Here is a 20,575-nt window from a genome sequence, read left to right as displayed (position 1 = left end):
GAATACTAACTAAAACATACTAACTAACGAATGCTGGCTAACGAGTGCTGGCTAACGAGTGCTGCCTAATGGATGCTGCCTGCTGAACAATGGCCACGGCCACCCTACATCCCTGCGCACTCCAACAATAGCGCAAAAGCCCCAGGGTGACACGCCGGCCCATGATCACTGCATGCCAGCCAGCGGGTCGTATTGCCAATAGCGTCGTGAGACCTGCCGCTCGGCATGAACCTGCAGGCCTGAAGCCCGCGAATGGGCAATGACAGCACCATGCCTGTCGGAGCGCCAAAATACAGCCCCGGCCTGCTGCCAGCGCAAGGCAACGGCCGGATGCGGATGCCGGTAGCGGTTCCAGGCCCCCATCTGCGCCACCACATGCTGAGCGCCACTGGCCAGCACAAACCCGGCGTCCGACGACGATCCCGAACCGTGATGCGCCGCGGCGATCCAGTCGGCGCCAGCCTCTCCCCGAGCGAGCAGTTGGCGCTCCTGGGCCGCGCCGATATCACCCGTCAGCAAAGCGCCGTGGTATGCCCCTTCCACTTTCAGGACACAACTGTCGGCATTGACGCCACGCCACCAGGGCTTGCCCACTGGCGCCTGGGGATGGACGAAACGGAAGCGCACCCCGTCCCGCTGCCATCCCTGCCCATCCCGGCACAGGGAAAGTTCGCCTGGATAATGCCTCGGGGCCAGTTCGCCCAGCCCCAGGCGTGCCTCCCGGCGCAGGAAGGCATGCAGATCAAAGGACGCATAGGCATGCGCGACCGGCAATGCCGAGAGTACGCTGCGCACACCGCCGGCATGGTCGATATCCGCATGAGATACCACCAGTTCTTCCAGCCGGCGCCAGCCCTGCGCGCGCAGATAAGGCCAGACGATACGTTCGCCGGCATCGGATTGCGGCCCATAGCGCACGCCGGTATCGAACAGCGTGGCGCCACTGGCCGTCTCCACCAGGATGGCCGTGCCCTGCCCGACATCCATGGCGCTAATGCGCCATTCGCCTTGCGCCGGCCGCGGCGGCGACCAGCCCAGCGCCGGCAGCATGAGCAGCCAGCCTGCTGCACGCAGCGGCCAGCCCGGCGGCCGCAGGGCCCACCAGACGCCCACACCGGCCAAAAACAACCAGCCGTTCGGCGGCGCGGCGACATCCAGCAAGGCCCAGGGTTGGCGCCCCATGATCTGTATCGGCCACATCATCGCCTCAAACAGCGCATGCGCCGCCGTCACCCCCAGCGTTGCCAGCCACCCAAGCCCCGGCAACGGATAGAGCACGGCAGACATCACGACCAGCGGAGTGACCAGGGCGCCCACCACCGGAATTGCCAATGCATTGGCCAAGGGCGATAACAACGGCAATTGCTGGAACATCAGGGCCAGCGCGGGCAGCAGCGCCAGGGTGATGGCCCATTGCAATGCGGCAGCTGGCCGCAGCCGGTGCCAGGCGCGCAAACACCATGACTGGCCATCGCTGCGCCCCGCCGGCACCACGACTAAAGCCATCAGCACCGTCACCGCCGCAAAAGACAGCCAGAAGCCCGCCGACAACACCGCCCAGGGGTCCAGCGCCACCACCGCCGCGGCCGCCAAGGCCAGCACATGGCTGCCCGACAAGGGCAGGCGCAGCATCAAGGCCCCCAATGTCACTGCCAGCATGAAAAAAGTCCTTCTGGCGGGAACGCCCCAACCGGCCAGCAAGCAATAGGCCCCAGCCAGCAACAGTGCCACCAGCGCCCCAGCCTGCTGCGCCGGCCAGCGTTCGGCCCAACCGCGTCCGCGCCAGCGCCCCCGGCGCCACGCCCGCATGGCCAGCCAGGCGGCCATGCCTGCCAGCAAGGTGACATGTGAGCCGCTGATGGATACCAGATGCGTGATGCCCGAACCATTGAAAACGCGCCAGTCTTCAGGGCTGACGCCGGCCTGATCGCCCAGCGCCAATGCAATCATCACCGCACCGTAGCGGGCCTGGGTCAAGTCGTGCTGCATGCGCTGGCGCAGATGATGGCGCAAGCGTTCGACGGCCACGCCAACCGAAAACCCGGCTGCCTGCCCCTCCACCCGTACCGGCGTGCCGCGCACGGTCCCCAGCGCCCGGATGCCGCGCGAAAACATCAGGCCTTCATAATCGAACAGATGCGGATTTCGCGTTCCGGCAGGCGGCCGCAACACCAGCGCGGCACGCCAGACCTCGCCCGGCACGGGTTCCGGCAGCATGTCGGCCAGTTGTTCTCCCGACAATTCCGCAGCTCCTGGCGAACCGCCCTGCACCAGCCAGGACACCAGGATACGTTCCGGCACACCCGACGGGATGGACGACAGCACGTCCGCTTCAAAGCGCCAGCCACGCGCGATGCGCTGCGGCAACCCAGCCACGCGCATGAGCACGCGGCTGACTTCGTCCACGTTGTGGTTCGCCAGAGCATCGTCCAGGCGCCACTGCCCCTGCCATGCCGCCCAGGCCGTGCCCAACAGGCAGCCTGACCCCAGCAGGCACAGCAACAAAAACAGGCGCCCGCACACAATGGCACTTCCCCTGCCTGCCAGGGCAAAACGCCGCTGCATTAACCACGGCAGCCCCATCGGCACAAGCACCAGCACCGCGCCTATGAGCGCCTTCCAACGCTCGGCCGCACTGGGCAAGGCCGGCAGCCATTGCACGATGCAGCAGCCTGCCACGAATGCCAGCATCCACGCCCGCATCTTGCCCCCTCCCCGCCACGTTCATGCCCTGCAGTATCCGGCGCAACACCGCCAGAGGCGAGCCAGAGCGTGCTGAAAACAGCACATAGACAGGTCGGCACGAGACGGCGCACAGCGCAGCGATTCGCCAATCGGCGGCTGTTCGGGGTCTGCTCTTGCTGTTAGATATTCCTGCGGTTAGCCGTCCACGCCGGCAAGCGCCTGGCCGGGTGCGGACAGCAGCCGTCCCAGGCGCGGCAGCACCCGGCAGGCAGTTGCCCCAGTGGCATCAATAACATCTTCTACCGTCAGTCCCCTCAGCTGCGCCAGCTCGGCGGCGATGCGAGCCACCTGCGCCGGCGTGTTGCGCCGCTCGGGCGCGACCAGCCAGGCAGGCGGGATATCCGGGGCATCGGTTTCCAACACCAGGTGAGCAAGCGGAACGGCGGCCGCCAGCCGGCGGATCTGCAGGGCGCGAGCATAGGTCATGGCACCACCGATACCCAGGGCGAAGCCCTGCCGGATAAACATCTCCGCCTGTTGCGCGCTGCCATTGAAGGCGTGGGCAATCCCGCCGATGGCAGCCCGGCGGCGCAAATGCTTGAGCAACACGTCCTGTGACCGCCGTACATGCAGCAACACCGGCAAACCGGTTTCCAGCGCCAGGTCGAGTTGTACCTGATAGAAGTATTCCTGCCGTTCCCGAGCTTCGCCCTCCGCCAGCCCCGGCACGAAAAAATCCAGCCCGATTTCGCCAATCGCCACCAGGCGGGGGTCATCCTTGCGGGCCAGCAGTTCCTGGCGCAAACGCAGCAGATCGTCTTTGCCGGCCTGGCCGACATACAGCGGGTGTATGCCCAGCGCATAAGCGCCACCAGGCATTGCGTGCGCCAGCCGGCGCACCGCATTGAAGTTGCTGCGCGCCACGGCAGGTATCACGATGCCAGCCACCCCCGCCGCGCCGGCTGCGGCAATCACTTCACGGCGGTCAGGCCGAAGTTCGGGTGCATCCAGGTGACAATGGGTGTCAATGAGCATGGCCGCTACCCCGTAACCGGCAAGGCGGTCACAACGCCTCCAGGCGGCCGCCTTTCATCATCAGGCGGCGATCGGCACGCCCAGCCAATTCTGCATCGTGCGTGACGATGACGAAGGCCGTACCGGATTCGCGGTAGGCCCGCACCAGGACGTCGAAGACTTCATCGGCAGTCTGGCGATCCAGATTGCCCGTGGGCTCGTCAGCCAGCACGCAGGCCGGCGCACCAACCAACGCACGCGCCAAGGCCACGCGCTGCCGCTCACCGCCCGACAGCTGCCCGGGCGAATGTTCGGCACGCGCAGCCAGCCCCACCTGGGCCAGCGCCAGCGCCGCCTTTTCCCGCGCCAGCTTGCGTGACTCGCGCCTGACAATCAGCGGCATGGCAACATTGTCCAGCGCGGTGAAGCCGGAGAGCAGATGATGAAACTGGTAGACAAAACCCAGCTTGCGGTTGCGCAATGCGCTGCGTTCGCCTTCGCTCAGGCCGGCAGTATCCACGCCGCCCACCCGGACCTGGCCCGAGGAAGGCAGGTCCAGCATACCCAACAGATGCAGCAAGGTACTTTTGCCGGAACCCGATGCGCCGATGATGGCGACCATTTCCCCTGGATAGACATCGAAATCGACGTTTTCCAATACCGGCACCGTCAGGCGGCCATCGGTATAGACCTTGCCGAGCTGACGCGCCGACAGCACCGGCTCACGTGCGCCCTGGACTGCCTGCGCGGCGGCATGCGCCTGGATATCAATGCTCATTGCGCAGAACCTCCGCGGGTTGCAGGCGCGACGCGCGCCAGCTGGGGTACAGGGTTGCCAACAGGGACAGCACCAGCGAGCAGGCGCCGATCAGCACGATATCGCCGACCCTGGGCTGGGACGGCAGCGAGCTGATGAAATACACCTGCTGCGGAATGAAGTGCACACCCAGCAGATTCTCGATCGCCGGCACAATGGTTTCCAGGTTATAGGCCAGCAAGGCGCCCAGCCCCACGCCCAGCAGCGTACCGGCCGTGCCGATCAAAGCCCCTTGCACCAGGAAGATGCGGGCGATTTCACGCGGCGTCGCGCCATAGGTGCGCAGAATGGCAATCTCCGAGCGCTTGTCCTTGACCGCCATGACCAGGGACGACAGCAGATTGAAGGCCGCCACGGCGATGATCAGCATCAGGATGAGGAACATCATGCGTTTTTCCGTCTTGACGGCGGCGAACCAAACCCGGTTGTTCTGCGACCAGTCGCTGGCAATGACATGCCCGCGCAATTGGTTCTGCAGCTGCGCTGCGACTTCCGGCGCCTGTTCCATATTGGCGATGCGCAGGCGCACCCCGGAAACGGCGTTATCGCGGAATACCTTGGCCGCATCCTCCGCGTTCACAAAAGCCAGGCTGGAGTCGTATTCATAATGGCCGGACTCGAAAACTCCCACCAGCCGGAATTGCCGCATCCGGGGAGAGAAACCAGCCGGACTGACGCTGCCCTCGGGCGCCATCAGGATGACGGGCTGCCCCAATTGCAGGCCCAGGCTATCGGCCAGCGCAGCCCCCAGCACCAGGCCATAGCTGCCGGGTTTCAGATCATCCAGGGAACCGCTGACCATCTGTTTCGGTAAATCCGAGACCTTGCCTTCTTCCGCCGGGTCCACGCCGCTGATCTTGACGCCCCGCAGCGTCTTGCCCCGCACCAGCATGGCCTGCGAGGAAACGAAAGGCGCCGCGCCACGGACGGCGGGATTCTGACTGGCCTCACGCGCCCAGTAGTCCCAGCCATCCAGGGGACTATCCGAGGCCGCACGCGGCACATACAGTTCGATATGTGGCAACACCGACAGCATGCGATCCCGCACCTGTGACTGGAAGCCGTTCATGACCGACAGCACCACGATCAATGCCGCCACCCCCAGGGCAATACCCGCCATGGCGCTGACCGCCACGAACGAAACGAAGCCGTCTCGCTGGGCGCCTATTCCTGCCTGCTGGCGCCAGGCCGCGAACGGGTCGCTGCGGCGCCCCGGCAACAGGCGCCACAACAGGCCCAATAGCCATAGCACGCCGGTGCGGCGCAAGGTCTGGAACACGATCCGCGACAGGTCTGCATAGCGCAGGCCTATCCAGATCTCATACGGGAGGGGTTTGTGCGGTTTCGACATCCGCGCCATTTTATGCGGTTTCCGCCCGAGCGCCGCGTCCACCTGGAGCTGGTCTCGCACTACAATCCGTTTCCATGTCTATCCTGATCCCTGGTGCCCTGCCCGATAGCGCGATTGCGCCGGCACTGGCGGCCGAACTTGAAAAGAGCGCGCCCCGCCTGGTGGAGTTGTTCCGGCGCGCACAAGCCACGCTGGAATCGCTGCCGCCAACCCTGACCGGCTGTACACCCGAGGAAGTCTGGCGGCTGCGCGCCGAAGGCTTCCAGCCTGCATCCGTCCATGCCTGGGCCAGCGGCATGGGGCCACTGCTGTACCCCGAGGCAGCCGAAGACCAGCCAGTCTGGCTGGCCGAGTTTGCCCATATCGCCATGGGTACCGACCAGGTCAATCTGCTGCCGTTGACCGAGCTGCAGGTCAGCGACCGTGATGATGCAGAGCTGTCCCTGGCCGCCAGCGACATCCTGGCGCACCATGGCCTGGCCGTGCATCCGCTGATACCCGGCCGCTGGGCCCTGCGCGATGCACAGGGGCTGCTGGGCCAGGCCCGCAGCGCCAGTCCGGCCACGGTGGCCCGCGACGGCCTGCTGGGCTGGTGGAATCACGACCCCGAGCTGCGGCCCTGGCGTCGCATCCTCAACGAAATCCAGATGGCCTGGCACGATCACCCCGTCAACGACGCGCGCGCCGAGCGTGGCCTGGCACCGGTCAACGGTCTCTGGCTCTATGGCGGCGCACGCCCCTGGACCCGTCCGCCCGGCAGCCGTCCGGTACTCTGGCCCGAGCTGCAGGAAGCCGCCCTGTCCGAAGACTGGGGCCGCTGGCTGCAAAACATCAAGCAGGTAGAGGCCCGATTGGCTCCCTGGCTGGACCAGCCGCGCTCTGCCGAACCCCTGGTATTAACGGGCCGCGACCGCCTGGTCGAACTGCGCCTGGCGCCCCGCCCCTGGTGGCAGCGCTGGCTGCCCGTCCCGCAACATAAATGGAAAAACTGGTGGCAACTCCCCGCCTGACGCAACGTCCCGCTTCTCCCGCTCATGCCCGCCTGCTGGAAAATGCTGGCGCCCACCCTCTTCTGGCGCGCCTGTGGGCCGCACGCGGCGTCGAAGACCCGGCACAAACCGTATTGAAATGGCCTGCGCTGATTCCCCCGCGCGGCCTCACGCGTGCCGAAGAAGCCGCCGAGATCCTGGCCGACGCCATTGACGCTGGCTGCAAACTGCTGGTCGTCGCCGATTACGATTGCGATGGCGCCACAGCCTGTGCTGTCGCCTTGCGCGGCCTGCGAGCCATGGGCGCGGATGTCGATTTCCTCGTACCCAACCGTTTCGAAACCGGCTATGGCCTTTCGCCCGCCGTGGTCGAGCTGGCCTGCCGGCACCCCTCCGGCCACCCGGACCTGATCGTGACTGTCGACAATGGCATTGCCAGTGTCGAAGGCGTGCAGGCTGCCGCCGAGATGGGTATAGACGTGCTGGTCACCGACCACCACTTGCCGGGCGACACGCTGCCCGATGCGCTGGCCATCGTCAACCCCAACCAGCCCGGCTGCGGCTTTCCGTCCAAGAACCTGGCGGGCGTGGGCGTGATCTTCTACGTCTTGCTGGCCTTGCGCGCCGAACTGCGCAAGCGCGGCGTCTACCCGCCCGATGGTGGCCCTCGCCTGCACGAGCTGGCGGATCTGGTGGCGCTGGGCACGGTTGCCGACGTCGTCAAACTGGACGCCAACAACCGCCTGCTGGTGTCGCAAGGATTGCAACGCATGCGCGCCGGACTGATGCAACCCGGCGTGCGCGCCCTGTTTGCCGTTGCAGGCCGCGAGCCGCGCAATGCCAGCAGTTTCGACCTCGGTTTCGCGCTGGGGCCGCGCCTGAATGCGGCCGGCCGTCTGGCAGACATGAGCCTGGGCATTACCTGCCTGACGACCGACGATGAGGCGCTGGCCCTGGAACTGGCGCGTGAACTTGACGGCATGAACCGCGAACGCCGCAACATCGAAACCGTCATGCGCGAACAGGCGCTCTCCAGCATGGAAGCTGCCAGCGCCAGCCCAGGCGCCACAGTCTGCGTCTTCGATGACAGCTGGCACCAGGGCGTGGTCGGGCTGGTGGCTTCGCGCCTGAAGGAAAAGTACTGGCGGCCGACGCTGGCCTTTGCTCCTGCCGATGATGAGGAAATCCGTGGTTCTGGCCGTTCGATTCCCGACGTGCACCTGCGCGACGCGCTGGATATCGTGTCCAAGCGCTACCCGGGACTGATCCGCAAGTTCGGCGGCCACGCCATGGCGGCCGGGCTGACCATCGCCAAGGCGGACTTCCCGCGTTTTGCCCCGGCCTTCGAAGAAGCCGTACGCGAACTGACTGGCCGCAGCGAATTCGAGCCGCTGATAGAAACGGACGGTTCGCTGGAAGACGGCTACGCCAATACCACCGTGGCCAATCTGCTCGGACAGCAGGTTTGGGGGGCAGGCTTCCCGCCCCCGCTGTTCCTGGATGAATTCCGCGTAGTGCAGCAACGGCTGCTGAAAGAACGCCACCTCAAGTTGCGGCTGGAACGCAATGGCCAGATCTATGACGCCATCTGGTTCAATCATGCCGAACCCATGCCGGAATTCATCGCTGCCGCCTATCGCCTGGAAACCAACGAGTGGAATGGCAACATCAACATACAACTGTTGCTGGAGCACGCCCAGCCGGCGTAATGCCAGGCCAGCAGGCCGAGGCGACTGCCTGCGCCAGCGGGCGGTCGCCACCGGCGGCATTTCCGGCGCGGCCAGGGCCGCGATTGTCTACAGTGGCCGCGCCAACCGCATCGCCACCACGCACCGGTGCTAGAATCCGCCCATCGCCCGATCTCGATGGGGCAGCACCGGGGCTGCATCAATGAGCAGGATCAACCTTCGCCAACTCATTCTTTCGCTGACTCTGGTTGCCGTCCTCGTCACCTTGGTCAACGTCTTGTATTCCAGTAATCGTGTCCAACGCGACATGCTGTTGCAGACCACGCTGGAAGCCAATCACGTCTATGCAAAGAAGCTGGCCCAGGCGACAGACACCTTTCTCAAGGACGCCATGTCGCAGTTGGAGTACAGCGCGCGCCTGCTGATGGGCACCGAGCCTGATTCCAGCGATGGCATGCCGCAGCCGCCGCTGTTCGGCGACGAAGCCGCCATGCAAAGGGAAACCCACCGGCTGCGCCGCCAGGGCAATCTGTTCAACTCGGTGCACATTGTGTCCGCGCAGGCGCGGCTGCTGGCAAGATCGGCAGCCACGGCGCCCCACGAAGCCCTGAAACGCACGCTCGACAGCGAAGGCGTGCGTGGTTCGCTGGCGCTGCAATCCCCTTATATCAGCGGCATTTACCGTTCCACATCCAATCGCCTGGTACTGCTGATGTCCTGGCCGCTGTTCGATACCGCCGGGCAATACCAGGGTTATATCGGCGGCACGATCTACACCCAGGAAGACAACATCCTGCATAGCCTGCTGGGACAACAGTTCTACAACAACGACTCCACTCTGTACGTCCTCGATGGCAAGGGCACTATCATCTACCATCCCGACGGCAACCGCATTGGCGTGAATATTGCCGACACGCCCATCGCCCAGGCCATGCGTCGCGGCCTGGACGGCAACCTGCAGCATACCCAGGATGACGAGGAACAACTGGCCGGCTATGCGGTGGTGCAGCGCGTCAATTGGGGCATCGTCGCGCAAAGGCCGATACGCGGGGTGCTCATCAACGAAGGCATGCTGCTGCTCCAGACCCTGTCCTATACGCTGCCGGTCATGCTGGCACTGATCGTCATCATCTGGCTGATCTCGCGCCACATCACGCTGCCGTTGTCGCAACTGGCGCGCCGCAGCCGCCACATGAACAACGTGGAAGGCACGCGCAACCAGTTGCTGGCAATCCGCACCTGGTATTTCGAAGCGGCGCAGCTCAAGCAATCACTGCTGCACAGCCTTGCGCTGATCCACAACAAGTTGCGCCAGCTACGGCATGAGTCGTCCACCGACCTGCTGACCGGCCTGGCCAACCGGCGCGGCCTGGAAGAACAGGTGACGCGCTGGATAGGTGACCGCGAACCGTTCGCGCTGCTGTTGCTGGACGTGGACTATTTCAAGCAGATCAACGACAGCCATGGCCATGACATCGGCGACCAGGTGCTGCAAAAGATCGCTGCGGTGATACGCGACAACTCGCGCGGCCCGGACCTGCCCTGCCGCACCGGCGGCGAGGAATTCGCGTTGTTTCTGCCTGGCACCAGCGCGGCCGTAGCCTACCGGGTGGCGGAGCGCCTGCGCTTGCGGGTGGAACGCACCGCATTTCCCCAGAACATACGGATCACCGTTTCCATCGGCATTGCGCTGTATCCGGACGACGGCGCCACCCTGCAAAGCGTAACCAAGACTGCCGATATGGCGCTCTACGCAGCCAAGCGCAATGGCCGCAACCGCATCGAACCGCATCCGCCCGAATCGGTCTGAACACGATTTTCACGCCACAGCTTCCAGCGCGTTAAAATAGCGGATTAATCTACCGCAACAGACTTGCACCAGACTTGCCCCGCACCAGCGACGGCCTGGCCCTGCCCGGCACGCTCCCACCAGCGGCTACGCGGCGCAAGCGCATACCAGGAACAAAGATGGAAGCAGAACGCCAGAACCAGATCTCCGCCCGCCTCGAAGACTACGCCGACCGTGTCGGCCAGCTTCGGAGGTATCTTTGACTACGATAGCAAAGCTGAACGCCTGCAAGTCGTAAACGCCGAACTGGAAGACCCCGCCATCTGGAACGACCCCCAGCATGCGCAGGATCTTGGCCGCGAGAAGAAAAGCCTGGAAACCGTCGTGCTCACTCTGGAGCACCTGCACAACGGCGTGCGCGATTCGCTCGAACTGTTCGAGCTCGCCAGCGCCGATGACGATGAAGCCACGCTGCTGTCCATTGAAGACGACGCGCGCGGCTACCAGGAAGAACTGGAAGCGCTGGAATTCCGCCGCATGTTCTCCAACCCGGCCGATCCGCTGAACTGCTTCATCGACATCCAGGCTGGCGCCGGCGGCACCGAAGCCCAGGACTGGGCTTCCATGCTGCTGCGCCAGTACCTGAAATACTGCGAACGCAAGGATTTCAAGACAGAAATCCTGGAAGAATCGGAAGGTGAAGTGGCTGGCATCAAGTCTGCCACCATCAAGGTGGAAGGCGACTATGCCTTCGGCCACCTGCGCACTGAAACCGGCGTGCACCGCCTGGTCCGCAAGAGCCCGTTCGATTCCTCGGGCGGCCGCCATACTTCCTTTGCCAGTATCTTCGTCTACCCTGAGGTCGATGACTCCTTCGAAGTCGAAGTCAACCCGGCAGACTTGCGTGTCGACACCTATCGTGCCAGCGGCGCGGGCGGCCAGCACATCAACAAGACCGATTCGGCCGTGCGTATCACCCACACGCCCACCGGTATCGTGGTGCAATGCCAGAATGACCGTTCGCAGCACCGCAACCGCGCCGAAGCCATGCAAATGCTGAAATCCAAGCTCTACGAGCTGGAAATGCGCAACCGCATGGCCGAACAGCAGAAGCTGGAAGACTCCAAGACCGATGTGGGCTGGGGCCACCAGATCCGTTCCTATGTGCTGGACAACAGCCGCATCAAGGACCTGCGTACCAACGTGGAAATTTCCAACACCCAGAAAGTGCTGGACGGCGACCTCGATCCCTTCATCCAGGCCAGCCTGAAACAAGGTCTTTGAACCCCCAAGCCCGCCACGTACCCAGAACGCCACTGCAATTCATCCGACATGACTGACTCTTCCACGCCTGCCACTCCCGTTACTGACGAAAACCGCCTGATCGCGGAGCGGCGCGGCAAACTGGCCCGGCTACGCTCCGAAGGCGTAGCTTTCCCCAATGATTTCCAACCGGACGCGCATGCGGCCGACCTGCACCAGCGCTACGACGACATGGAGGCCGAAGCCCTGGAGCAAGCGGCTCCCGTCGTCGTCCGCCTTGCTGGCCGCATGATGCTCAAACGGGTCATGGGCAAAGCCAGTTTCGCCACCGTGCAGGATGGCAGCGGCCGCATCCAGATCTACCTGGACAAGGGCGTGCTGGGCGAGGACGTCTACAGCGCCTTCAAGCAATGGGACATCGGTGACATCGTCGCCGTCACGGGCCGCGTGTTCAAGACCCGCAAGGGCGAACTCTCCATCCATGCCAGCGAGGCCCGCCTGCTGGCCAAATCGCTGCGCCCACTGCCCGACAAGTTCCACGGCGTTTCCGACCAGGAGCTGCGCTACCGCCAGCGTTACGTCGACCTGATCATGACGGAAGACACGCGCCGGACGTTCCTGGCGCGCAGCAAGGCCATCGCGGGCATCCGCCAGGCCATGGTCGAGGCCGGCTTCCTGGAAGTCGAAACGCCCATGCTACACCCCATCCCTGGCGGCGCCAGCGCCAAGCCTTTCGTCACGCACCATAATGCGCTGGACATGGAAATGTTCCTGCGCATCGCACCCGAGCTATATCTCAAGCGCCTGATCGTGGGCGGCTTCGAGCGGGTCTTCGAAGTCAACCGCAACTTCCGCAACGAAGGTGTCAGCCCGCGCCACAACCCTGAATTCACCATGATGGAATTCTACGCAGCCTATGCGGATTACCGCTGGCTGATGGAATTCACTGAAGGCCTGATCCGCCAGGCGGCCATTGCGGCCACCGGCAGCGCCAAGCTGCAATACCAGGGCCGCGACCTTGACCTGGGCCTGCCCTTCGACCGCCTGACCATCGTGGGCGCCATTCTGAAATACGCGCCCAGCTACCAGGAAAGCGACCTGCAGGACGCCGATTATCTGCGCAAGGAACTGGCCCGCCTGGGTGCCGATGTCAAGGGCCCGGCGCTGGCACGCGCAGGCCTGGGCGCCCTGCAACTGGCCCTGTTCGAGGAAACGGCGGAAGCCCAGCTGTGGCACCCCACGTTCATCATCGACTACCCGGTAGAGGTTTCGCCGCTGGCGCGTGCCTCCGATACCCAGCCCGGCATCACGGAACGCTTCGAGCTGTTCATCACCGGCCGCGAAATCGCCAACGGCTTCTCGGAGCTGAACGACCCGGAAGACCAGGCAGAACGCTTCCGGGCGCAAGTCGAAGCCAAAGATGCTGGTGACGAAGAAGCCATGTACTTCGACGCAGACTATATCCGCGCCCTGGAATACGGCATGCCCCCCACCGGCGGCTGCGGTATCGGCATCGACCGCCTGGTGATGCTACTGACCGACAGCCCCAGCATCCGCGACGTGATCCTGTTCCCGCATTTGCGGCGGGAAGATTAATCCCTCACTGCAACAGTTCCCTGCACCGGCGCCCCTCAAGGCGCCGGTGTTGTATCCGGCCCTGCACCAACGGCCAGGCCCCAACCCGCTCCGCCAACGCTGCATGCAGGCGCACAGCCGCCATGCCCAAAGAAATATAGGCACACAGCAGCAGGCCATGCTCGGTGTACTTGCCACACTGGCAGACCCTGAAGACTGGAATGACCCCAACCCTGCAGACCCTATCGTCAGCAAGCCGGCCATCAGCAACCAGGTCACGCCCGACTATCCTGCCATCGCGAGACGCATGGGCCAGGAAGGTATCGTGGAAATATTGGTCCGCCTTGATGACAAAGGGAAACCTGACGGGATTGCCATTGCGGCCACCAGTGGCCATGCACGTCTGGACGACGCAGCCATTGCCGCTGTCCGTCAATGGCAATTCACCCCGGCCAGAACCAAGAGCGGCAAAGCTGTCGAGTCTGCCTTGACGATACCCATCACCTTCGTCCTGAAGCGCTCCATGGTGCCTGTGCGTAGCAACCCGGCCGCCTTCGACAGCTGGCCCCCCAGCCGTCCGTAAGACATTGACAGGCACCGGCCACGCGGCCTGGGCAAGCCGGCCTGCAAAAATGTAGCTGTGCCCAAGAAGTCCTGCCTGAAGAAAGCCCCCACGCTGCGCCTTCGGCTTGTTGCCCTCCGAGGAAGCATTTTTTCAGGGGCGGCCCAAGACAAAAAAACGCCCTTGCAGGGCGTATTGGCTAGCGCAGGAATCAGCGTGCTTCGTCGATCCAGGCTTCCAGAATTGCTTCCAGAATGCGCTCGTTCGACGCTTCAGGATCATCTTCGAATTCAGGCAGGGCCAGAATCCAGGCGTGCATATCGGTGAAACGCACCGTCAGAGGGTCCACATCCGGATGCGCATCGTACAAGGCTTCTGCAATGGCCAGGCTATCGGTCCATTTCATCAGTGATTTTCCTTGGCATGATTGATCGAATACTTCGGAAGCTCCACGACCAGGTCTTCATCACTGACCCTGGCCTGGCAGGACAGGCGCGACACAGGCGTCAGCCCCCAGGCGCGGTCCAGGTAATCCTCTTCGGTATCCGTGGCTTCGGGCAGCGAATCAAAGCCTTCGCGCACGATCACATGACAGGTCGTGCACGCGCACGACAGTTCGCAAGCGTGCTCGATCTCGATGTGATTGTCCAGCAGGATGCGGCAAATGGACTCTCCCTGAGGCGCGTTCTCTATGACTGCGCCTTCGGGGCAAACCTCGGGATGGGGTAAAACAGTAATCTTCGGCATGTCATCTCAAGCTATGTCATTCAGGGTGCGGCCTTTGAGCGCAGCCCTGATACTGCGGTCCATGCGCCGCGCCGCGAATTCATCGGTGGCATCGGAAAGCGCCTGGGTCAATTTGCGTACCACTTCCACATCCCTGCTGTCGTCCAGCGCACCCACTGCGGCCATGGCGGCATCCACGGCGGCACGCTCTTCGGCGGACAACAGATCGGCATCTTCCTGCAAGGCTGCCTGCACCGACTCGTACAGTCGCCGGGCTTCCACCAGTGCCTCGCGCAACATGCGAGCCTGGGCATCCGCGTCAGCCAGCGCAACGCTATCGGCAAGCATGCGCGCCACTTCGTCGTCGCTGAGCCCATAGGACGGCTTGACCACGACTGAAGCCTCCACCCCCTGGCTCATTTCACGTGCGGTCACGCTCAGCAAGCCATCCGCGTCCACCTGGAAAGTCACCCGGATGCGTGCGGCACCGGCCACCATGGGCGGAATGCCGCGCAATTCGAAATGCGCCAGCGACCGGCAATCGGAAACCAGTTCACGTTCGCCTTGCACGACATGGAAACTCATCGCGCTCTGGCCGTCCTTGAACGTCGTAAACTCCTGCGCGCGCGCCACCGGAATGGCACTGTTGCGCGGCACGATGCGCTCGACCAGGCCGCCCATGGTTTCCAGGCCCAACGAAAGCGGCAGCACGTCCAGCAACAGCCAATCATCTCCCGCACGCTTGTTGCCCGCCAGCAGATCCGCCTGCTGCGCCGCACCCATCGCGACCACCAGGTCCGGGTCCAGTTCAACACGCGGTTCCAGCCCGAATGCATCGCGCACGGCGGCGCGAATCACCGGCATGCGTGTGGCACCACCGACCAGCACCACCCCTTGCAAGCCGGTAGCGTCCAGTCCAGCATCGCGCAAGGTACGCTGTACGCACACCAGGGTGCGTTGCACCAGCGGCTGGGCCAGCGCTGCAAAGCGCTCGGCGCTCAACTCGCGCGACAGGCGGCCCAGCGTTTCCAGGTGAGCGTCGAGCACAGCCACCGGTGCTTCCGACAAGGCTTCGCGCGCCTGGCGTGCCGCCACCAGCAATTTACGGTAATCCTGTTTATCCAGCGTTGCGGCGTCCGCAATGCCAGCCAGCCAGTCATCGACGATCAATGCATCGAAATCGTCACCGCCCAATGCCGTATCCCCGGCCGTGGCCACCACCTCGAACACGCCACGACTGAGCTTGAGAATGGAAATATCGAAAGTACCGCCACCCAGGTCGTAGACAGCATAAATACCTTCGGCACCGTTATCCAGGCCATAGGCCAGCGCCGCCGCCGTCGGTTCGTTGAGCAGGCGCAACACATTGAGGCCAGCAAGGCGGGCGGCGTCGCGCGTCGCCTGGCGCTGTGCATCGTCGAAATAGGCCGGAACGGTGATGACGGCGCCAACCAGGTCGTCGCCCAGGGTTTCGCGCGCCCGCTCATGCAAGGCGGACAGCACCTTGGCCGAAGCTTCAACTGGCGAGATGTCCCCTTGCACCGTACGAATGCGCACCATCCCAGGGGCATCCACGAAATTGTAGGGCGCCCGGCCGCTGCGCGCTTCCTGGAACGAACGCCCCATGAAACGCTTGAACGACACAAGGGTATTGAATGGGTCCTGCGCTTGTGCGGCCAGCGCCTCGCGCCCAACCAGCACGTTGCCATCGGGCAGATAGCGTACGGCCGAGGGTAGCAGCAGCTTGCCGTCGTGATCGGGCAGTGCATCGCAAACGCCGCTGCGCACGGCCGCCACGATGGAATTGGTGGTACCGAGATCTATGCCGACGGCCAGCCGGCGCTGGTGTGGTGCGGGCGCTTCGCCCGGTTCTGAAATCTGCAAAAGTGCCATATCTATCCTATCTGCCCCGTCACCCTTCGCATTTGCGCAGACGCGCCGAAGCCAGCCCGCCCTGATGGAGCGGGCCGCGTCATACCGTCTCTAGGCGCTGTCGTGGCGCACGCTCTCGACTTCCTGCTCCAGCTTTTCCAGGAACATCCACTCGCGCACGGCCTTGGCTGCAGCCGCGACATCATTCTGCTGGTCCAGCAATACCGTCAGGCGCACCTGGGCCGCATCGCGTGCCTGCGCCAGCTCCTGCGCCAACGCCTCCAGCGCCGCGGCATCCTTGCCCTGGCGAGCATCATCGAGCTGCTCACGCCACTCAAGCTGCTGCATCAGGAAGGCAGGACTCATCGCCGTGTTGGTTTCGACCTGCAGGTCGACCCCTTGTGATTCGCACAGATAACGAGCCCGCGCCAGCGGATTGCGCAACACGCGGTAAGCCTCGTTGGCACGCGCCGCCCATTGCATGGCCACGCGTTTGGCCGCCGGCGTTGCCGTGGCGTAACGGTCCGGGTGCACTTGCGAGGAAACCGCCAGCCAGGCCTTTTCCAGCGCCGCCAGATCAATCTCGTAGCGGCGCGGCAAGCCGAACAGGCCAAAGTGATCGTTATCCGCAGTCAAGGTCACACCGTGAACGACTCGCCGCAGCCGCAGGTCGCCTTTTCATTGGGGTTATTGAACTTGAAGCCTTCATTCAGACCTTCACGGCCGTAATCCAACTCCGTGCCATCCAGGTAGGACAAGCTTTTGGGGTCGACGAACACCTTCACGCCGAAACTCTCGAACACATTGTCCGTCGGTTCCGGTGCATCGACATACTCCAGCTTGTAGGCCATGCCGGAGCAGCCGGTGGTACGGACCCCCAGGCGCAAGCCGACACCCTTGCCGCGTTTCCGCAAGAACTTGTCGATGTGTTCCGCCGCTTTCGAGGTAAGGGTAACAGCCATGGCTCAGCTCGCGTGTTTGTCCTGGTAATCCTTGATCGCCGCCTTGATGGCGTCCTCTGCAAGAATGGAGCAGTGGATTTTAACCGGCGGCAATGCCAGTTCCTGGGCGATCTCGGTGTTGCGAATGGCTGCTGCCTCGGCCAGCGTCTTGCCCTTGACCCATTCCGTGATCAGGGAGCTGGAGGCAATGGCGGAACCGCAACCATAGGTCTTGAAGCGCGCATCTTCGATCACGCCTTCTTCGTTGACGCGAATCTGCAACTTCATGACGTCGCCACAGGCAGGCGCGCCGACCATGCCGGTACCCACCTTGTCGTCGTCCTTGTCAAAGGAACCGACGTTACGGGGGTTTTCGTAGTGATCCAGTACTTTGTCGCTATATGCCATGATGATCTCCTTGGACGGCCCTTTCAGGCCATCAGTGCGCCGCCCACTGGACGGAATTCAAATCTATGCCTTCCTTGGCCATTTCCCACAACGGTGACATGTCGCGCAGCTTGCCCACGCGGCCCTTGACCAGGGCAATGGCGGTGTCGATCTCTTCCTGGGTGGTGAAGCGGCCCAGCGTGAAGCGAATGGAGCTATGCGCCAGCTCATCGTTACGGCCCAGCGCACGCAGCACATAGGAAGGCTCCAGGCTGGCTGACGTGCAGGCCGAGCCGCTGGAAACAGCCAGTTCCTTGAGCGCCATGATCAGCGATTCGCCCTCAACATAGTTGAAGCTGATGTTGAGGTTGGCGCAGACGCGATGCTCCATGCTGCCATTGACGTAGGTTTCTTCAATATCGCGCAGGCCATTGAGCAAGCGGTCGCGCAGCGCGCCGATACGAGCGTTGTCGCTAGCCATTTCCTCACGGGCCAGGCGGAACGATTCGCCCATGCCGACGATCTGGTGCGTGGCCAGCGTGCCGGAACGGAAACCGCGCTCGTGGCCACCGCCATGCATCTGCGCCAGGATGCGCACACGCGGCTTGCGGCGCACGTACAGCGCACCGATACCCTTGGGACCATAAGTCTTGTGGGCGCAGAAGGACATCAGGTCGACCTTCAGCTTTTGCATGTCGATGTTGACCTTGCCCGTTGCCTGGGCGGCATCCACGTGGAAAATGATGCCACGCTCGCGGCAAATTTCGCCGATGGTTTCGATGTCCTGGATCACGCCGATTTCGCTGTTCACATACATGATGGAAACCAGCGAGGTATCCGGGCGCAGCGCCGCCTTGAAAACGTCCAGATCAACCAGACCGTCGTCCTTGACGTCCAGGTAGGTCACTTCGAAACCCAGGCGTTCCATTTCCCGGCAGGTATCCAGCACGGCCTTGTGCTCGGTCTTGACCGTGATGATGTGCTTGCCCTTGTCGGCGTAGAAATGCGCCGCGCCCTTGATGGCGAGGTTGTCGGATTCCGTTGCGCCGGACGTCCAGATGATTTCACGCGGGTCCGCATTGATCAGCTTGGCAACTTCTGCACGGGCATTCTCGACGGCTTCCTCGGCTTCCCAGCCATAGGCGTGGGAACGGGAAGCGGGATTGCCATAATGCACGCCCAGGTAAGGCACCATTTTTTCGATCACACGCGGATCGACTGGCGTGGTTGCAGCGTTATCAAGATAGATGAGGCGGTTGGTAGTCATGAAAAGCTCCGGAAATTCTGGACATCAGGCCACGGCGTGCGTTGCGGCAGCCTTGTTTGCCGCGGGGCGGCAGGATGATTTCTCGACCCGGACCGCAGTGGCTACCCCGTGCTCCGCTTCCTGGCTGGCTTCCTGCAGCATGCGCATGCGATGCTGGTCAACCAGATCCTGTAGCGAAACGGAATCAAGGTAATCCACCATTTTCCGGTTCAGCGTGGACCACAGCTCGTGCGTCATGCACTTGCCGGAGCGGCCATCCTTGCCGCTGCTGCAGTCGCGCTTGCCGCCACAGCTGGTGGCATCCAACGGCTCGTCAACAGCGAAGATGATGTCGGCAACCGTGACCTTGCGCGCCACGCGAGCCAGCGAGTAACCGCCGCCCGGGCCGCGCATGCTCTCCACCAATTCATGGCGGCGCAGCTTGCCGAACAATTGCTCCAGATAGGAAAGCGAGATGTTCTGCCGCTGACTGATGGCGGCCAGCGTTACGGGACCGCTATGCTGGCGCAAGGCCAGATCTATCATGGCGGTCACGGCAAAACGACCCTTGGTGGTCAAGCGCATGACAAACTCCTGTGATCAGCCGAACCCGCGTTTGCATGCACTGGCCCGGCGCTATTCCCGAGTGATTAACTCAAGTATACCGAATTCCCGAGTGTCTTGCTAGGATTAACAGGCCAGAAAAAGCCGCGTTCGACGCGGCCTCTCAATACAGGAGCCAGATCAGCCGGAAACGACTCAGGCTGCCTGGTACTGCGTCACCCGCTTGCGCAGGAAATCCAGCATGCCCTGACAGGCATCTTCAATGTAGTCCAGCGTTTTGCCAAAGCCTTCCGGGCCCCCATAGTAAGGGTCGGGCACCGTTGCTTCTTCATGCTCATTGGCGAAGCTCATCAGCAGACGCAGCTTGTGCTGATAGGCGCGAGGACAGACCTGCTTGAGCGCAGTGAGGTTTTCCCAATCCATGGCCAGCACCAGGTCGTAATCCTGGAAATCCTGCGACGTCACCTGACGCGCACGCTGATGGGAAATATCGTAGCCACGCTTGCGCGCCGCGGCTTGAGCGCGCGCATCGGGCGCCTCGCCGACGTGGTAGTCGTGGGTGCCGGCGGAATCGACGCCAATCAGCCGGGAAAGACCGGCATCATTAATCAAATGCCGGAAAACACCCTCCGCACTGGGCGATCTGCAAATGTTGCCCATGCAGATGAAAAGTACCTTGGTCATCATGGGGCGTAAGTGTGCGGGAAAACCCCCAACATGGCAAGCGTTTTTTAGCCATTTCCGGTCTTGTGAACCGCTGCGAAATAACGAAAAAAACAGCGGAAAATCACGCAAAAAGCAGCCATACCGCATCTTGCCAGTACTCTGCCGCGAGCCCGCCAAATCACCCCTTCGAGGCCTTCCGCCACCGCGCCGGGCAGCACTGCCGCAAGGCCGCCACAATAATGCAACAAATAACACGCCGGGCACCTTCCGCCATTTTCTGTTTCCCGGCCCCGCCATTCGGGAAAAATCACGGCGTCGCCATAGATGAAAAGCATGACGCCGTGAAGACAAAATTTGACACTTCTTTCATGCCAGGTTGATATTTGACACGAATTTTATGACTATCCCAATGACGGCCCATATAAAAAAGGATTAGCCTA

20 protein-coding genes are annotated in these 20,575 nt (G+C 63.0%); 6 read left to right on the top strand and 14 right to left on the bottom strand.

What is annotated here, in order from left to right:
* Positions 1 to 165: 165 nt before the first annotated feature.
* The 4 genes from EV679_RS07780 to EV679_RS07765 all read right to left on the bottom strand — a co-directional run bounded on the left by EV679_RS07780 (position 166) and on the right by EV679_RS07765 (position 5,867).
* Positions 166 to 2,691: a DNA internalization-related competence protein ComEC/Rec2 gene (locus tag EV679_RS07780; protein ID WP_242611445.1), complete on the bottom strand. Its 2,526-nt coding sequence runs from the start codon at positions 2,689 to 2,691 to the stop codon at positions 166 to 168.
* 189 nt (positions 2,692 to 2,880) lie between these two features.
* A complete protein-coding gene (locus EV679_RS07775; protein ID WP_130486914.1) occupies positions 2,881 to 3,720 on the bottom strand; it encodes a TatD family hydrolase in 840 nt (279 codons plus the stop codon).
* Between the two features lie 28 nt (positions 3,721 to 3,748).
* Complete coding sequence (locus EV679_RS07770) at positions 3,749 to 4,477, bottom strand: ABC transporter ATP-binding protein (RefSeq protein WP_068368489.1); 729 nt, start codon at positions 4,475 to 4,477, stop codon at positions 3,749 to 3,751.
* Positions 4,467 to 5,867: a lipoprotein-releasing ABC transporter permease subunit gene (locus tag EV679_RS07765; protein WP_083969449.1), complete on the bottom strand. Its 1,401-nt coding sequence runs from the start codon at positions 5,865 to 5,867 to the stop codon at positions 4,467 to 4,469. The genes EV679_RS07770 and EV679_RS07765 overlap by 11 nt, the downstream gene beginning before the upstream one ends.
* A 74-nt stretch (positions 5,868 to 5,941) precedes the next feature.
* Between EV679_RS07765 and EV679_RS07760 the strand changes: the two genes are divergently transcribed.
* From EV679_RS07760 to EV679_RS07735, 6 genes are all read left to right on the top strand, one after another.
* Positions 5,942 to 6,877 (top strand): hypothetical protein, encoded by a 936-nt coding sequence (locus EV679_RS07760; protein ID WP_068368492.1) that lies wholly within the window; start codon positions 5,942 to 5,944, stop codon positions 6,875 to 6,877.
* Entirely contained in the window at positions 6,859 to 8,565 is a 1,707-nt protein-coding gene (gene recJ, locus EV679_RS07755; protein WP_068369321.1) for a single-stranded-DNA-specific exonuclease RecJ, read from the top strand. Before EV679_RS07760 ends, recJ begins: the two co-directional genes overlap by 19 nt.
* A 181-nt stretch (positions 8,566 to 8,746) precedes the next feature.
* Positions 8,747 to 10,354 carry a sensor domain-containing diguanylate cyclase gene (locus tag EV679_RS07750; protein WP_130486913.1) on the top strand — a complete coding sequence of 536 codons (1,608 nt, stop codon included), beginning with the start codon at positions 8,747 to 8,749 and terminating at the stop codon, positions 10,352 to 10,354.
* Between the two features lie 158 nt (positions 10,355 to 10,512).
* Positions 10,513 to 11,617, top strand: a protein-coding gene (gene prfB, locus EV679_RS07745) for a peptide chain release factor 2 (RefSeq protein WP_127773675.1) whose coding sequence is annotated in 2 segments (ribosomal slippage) — positions 10,513 to 10,593 and positions 10,595 to 11,617 — 1,104 coding nt in all. Because the reading frame shifts where the segments join, the coding sequence is not laid out codon by codon here.
* Positions 11,618 to 11,665: 48 nt separating this feature from the next.
* Positions 11,666 to 13,192, top strand: coding sequence for a lysine--tRNA ligase (gene lysS / locus EV679_RS07740; protein ID WP_068368499.1), 1,527 nt, complete (start codon positions 11,666 to 11,668; stop codon positions 13,190 to 13,192).
* A 157-nt stretch (positions 13,193 to 13,349) separates the two neighbouring features.
* Positions 13,350 to 13,754, top strand: coding sequence for an energy transducer TonB (locus EV679_RS07735; protein WP_165389991.1), 405 nt, complete (start codon positions 13,350 to 13,352; stop codon positions 13,752 to 13,754).
* A gap of 190 nt (positions 13,755 to 13,944) precedes the next feature.
* Here EV679_RS07735 and iscX read toward each other — a convergent pair whose 3' ends face one another.
* The 10 genes from iscX to EV679_RS07685 form a co-directional block, all read right to left on the bottom strand.
* Positions 13,945 to 14,139: a Fe-S cluster assembly protein IscX gene (gene iscX / locus EV679_RS07730; protein WP_068368507.1), complete on the bottom strand. Its 195-nt coding sequence runs from the start codon at positions 14,137 to 14,139 to the stop codon at positions 13,945 to 13,947.
* Complete coding sequence (gene fdx, locus EV679_RS07725; RefSeq protein WP_068368510.1) at positions 14,139 to 14,480, bottom strand: ISC system 2Fe-2S type ferredoxin; 342 nt, start codon at positions 14,478 to 14,480, stop codon at positions 14,139 to 14,141. The genes iscX and fdx overlap by 1 nt, the downstream gene beginning before the upstream one ends.
* A 6-nt stretch (positions 14,481 to 14,486) precedes the next feature.
* On the bottom strand, positions 14,487 to 16,352 hold the full coding sequence (gene hscA, locus EV679_RS07720; protein WP_068368513.1) for a Fe-S protein assembly chaperone HscA: 1,866 nt from the start codon (positions 16,350 to 16,352) through the stop codon (positions 14,487 to 14,489).
* A 90-nt stretch (positions 16,353 to 16,442) separates the two neighbouring features.
* Positions 16,443 to 16,967 (bottom strand): Fe-S protein assembly co-chaperone HscB, encoded by a 525-nt coding sequence (gene hscB, locus EV679_RS07715; RefSeq protein ID WP_068369332.1) that lies wholly within the window; start codon positions 16,965 to 16,967, stop codon positions 16,443 to 16,445.
* A 2-nt stretch (positions 16,968 to 16,969) separates the two neighbouring features.
* Positions 16,970 to 17,293: an iron-sulfur cluster assembly protein IscA gene (iscA, locus tag EV679_RS07710; protein ID WP_068368516.1), complete on the bottom strand. Its 324-nt coding sequence runs from the start codon at positions 17,291 to 17,293 to the stop codon at positions 16,970 to 16,972.
* A gap of 3 nt (positions 17,294 to 17,296) precedes the next feature.
* Positions 17,297 to 17,680 carry a Fe-S cluster assembly scaffold IscU gene (iscU, locus tag EV679_RS07705; RefSeq protein ID WP_068368519.1) on the bottom strand — a complete coding sequence of 128 codons (384 nt, stop codon included), beginning with the start codon at positions 17,678 to 17,680 and terminating at the stop codon, positions 17,297 to 17,299.
* 31 nt (positions 17,681 to 17,711) lie between these two features.
* The gene (locus tag EV679_RS07700; protein WP_068368521.1) at positions 17,712 to 18,926 is read right to left on the bottom strand and encodes an IscS subfamily cysteine desulfurase; all 1,215 of its coding nucleotides are present in this window, start codon (positions 18,924 to 18,926) and stop codon (positions 17,712 to 17,714) included.
* Positions 18,927 to 18,950: 24 nt separating this feature from the next.
* The gene (gene iscR, locus EV679_RS07695; RefSeq protein ID WP_068368524.1) at positions 18,951 to 19,490 is read right to left on the bottom strand and encodes a Fe-S cluster assembly transcriptional regulator IscR; all 540 of its coding nucleotides are present in this window, start codon (positions 19,488 to 19,490) and stop codon (positions 18,951 to 18,953) included.
* Positions 19,491 to 19,664: 174 nt separating this feature from the next.
* Positions 19,665 to 20,156 carry a low molecular weight protein-tyrosine-phosphatase gene (locus EV679_RS07690; RefSeq protein WP_068368528.1) on the bottom strand — a complete coding sequence of 164 codons (492 nt, stop codon included), beginning with the start codon at positions 20,154 to 20,156 and terminating at the stop codon, positions 19,665 to 19,667.
* Positions 20,157 to 20,200: 44 nt separating this feature from the next.
* Positions 20,201 to 20,470, bottom strand: a complete 270-nt coding sequence (locus EV679_RS07685; RefSeq protein WP_130486911.1) for a hypothetical protein — start codon at positions 20,468 to 20,470, stop codon at positions 20,201 to 20,203.
* Positions 20,471 to 20,575: the final 105 nt, after the last annotated feature.

The sequence above is a fragment of the Kerstersia gyiorum genome, assembly GCF_004216755.1.
Taxonomy (GTDB): Bacteria; Pseudomonadota; Gammaproteobacteria; order Burkholderiales; family Burkholderiaceae_B; genus Kerstersia; species Kerstersia gyiorum.
The sequence above is the reverse complement of the archived record's forward strand: the minus strand, read 5'-3'. Positions and strand labels throughout refer to the sequence as shown.

Coding starts and splice junctions, on each gene's coding strand:
- EV679_RS07765 (WP_083969449.1), bottom strand. CDS start 5,867: ATGTCGAAACCGCACAAACCCCTCCCGTATGAGATCTGGATAGGCCTG.
- lysS (WP_068368499.1), top strand. CDS start 11,666: ATGACTGACTCTTCCACGCCTGCCACTCCCGTTACTGACGAAAACCGC.
- EV679_RS07750 (WP_130486913.1), top strand. CDS start 8,747: ATGAGCAGGATCAACCTTCGCCAACTCATTCTTTCGCTGACTCTGGTT.
- EV679_RS07770 (WP_068368489.1), bottom strand. CDS start 4,477: ATGAGCATTGATATCCAGGCGCATGCCGCCGCGCAGGCAGTCCAGGGC.
- iscX (WP_068368507.1), bottom strand. CDS start 14,139: ATGAAATGGACCGATAGCCTGGCCATTGCAGAAGCCTTGTACGATGCG.
- iscA (WP_068368516.1), bottom strand. CDS start 17,293: ATGGCTGTTACCCTTACCTCGAAAGCGGCGGAACACATCGACAAGTTC.
- fdx (WP_068368510.1), bottom strand. CDS start 14,480: ATGCCGAAGATTACTGTTTTACCCCATCCCGAGGTTTGCCCCGAAGGC.
- EV679_RS07775 (WP_130486914.1), bottom strand. CDS start 3,720: ATGCTCATTGACACCCATTGTCACCTGGATGCACCCGAACTTCGGCCT.
- EV679_RS07685 (WP_130486911.1), bottom strand. CDS start 20,470: ATGCTTTTCATCTATGGCGACGCCGTGATTTTTCCCGAATGGCGGGGC.
- EV679_RS07700 (WP_068368521.1), bottom strand. CDS start 18,926: ATGACTACCAACCGCCTCATCTATCTTGATAACGCTGCAACCACGCCA.
- iscR (WP_068368524.1), bottom strand. CDS start 19,490: ATGCGCTTGACCACCAAGGGTCGTTTTGCCGTGACCGCCATGATAGAT.
- EV679_RS07735 (WP_165389991.1), top strand. CDS start 13,350: ATGCTCGGTGTACTTGCCACACTGGCAGACCCTGAAGACTGGAATGAC.
- EV679_RS07760 (WP_068368492.1), top strand. CDS start 5,942: ATGTCTATCCTGATCCCTGGTGCCCTGCCCGATAGCGCGATTGCGCCG.
- hscA (WP_068368513.1), bottom strand. CDS start 16,352: ATGGCACTTTTGCAGATTTCAGAACCGGGCGAAGCGCCCGCACCACAC.
- EV679_RS07690 (WP_068368528.1), bottom strand. CDS start 20,156: ATGATGACCAAGGTACTTTTCATCTGCATGGGCAACATTTGCAGATCG.
- EV679_RS07780 (WP_242611445.1), bottom strand. CDS start 2,691: ATGCTGGCATTCGTGGCAGGCTGCTGCATCGTGCAATGGCTGCCGGCC.
- iscU (WP_068368519.1), bottom strand. CDS start 17,680: ATGGCATATAGCGACAAAGTACTGGATCACTACGAAAACCCCCGTAAC.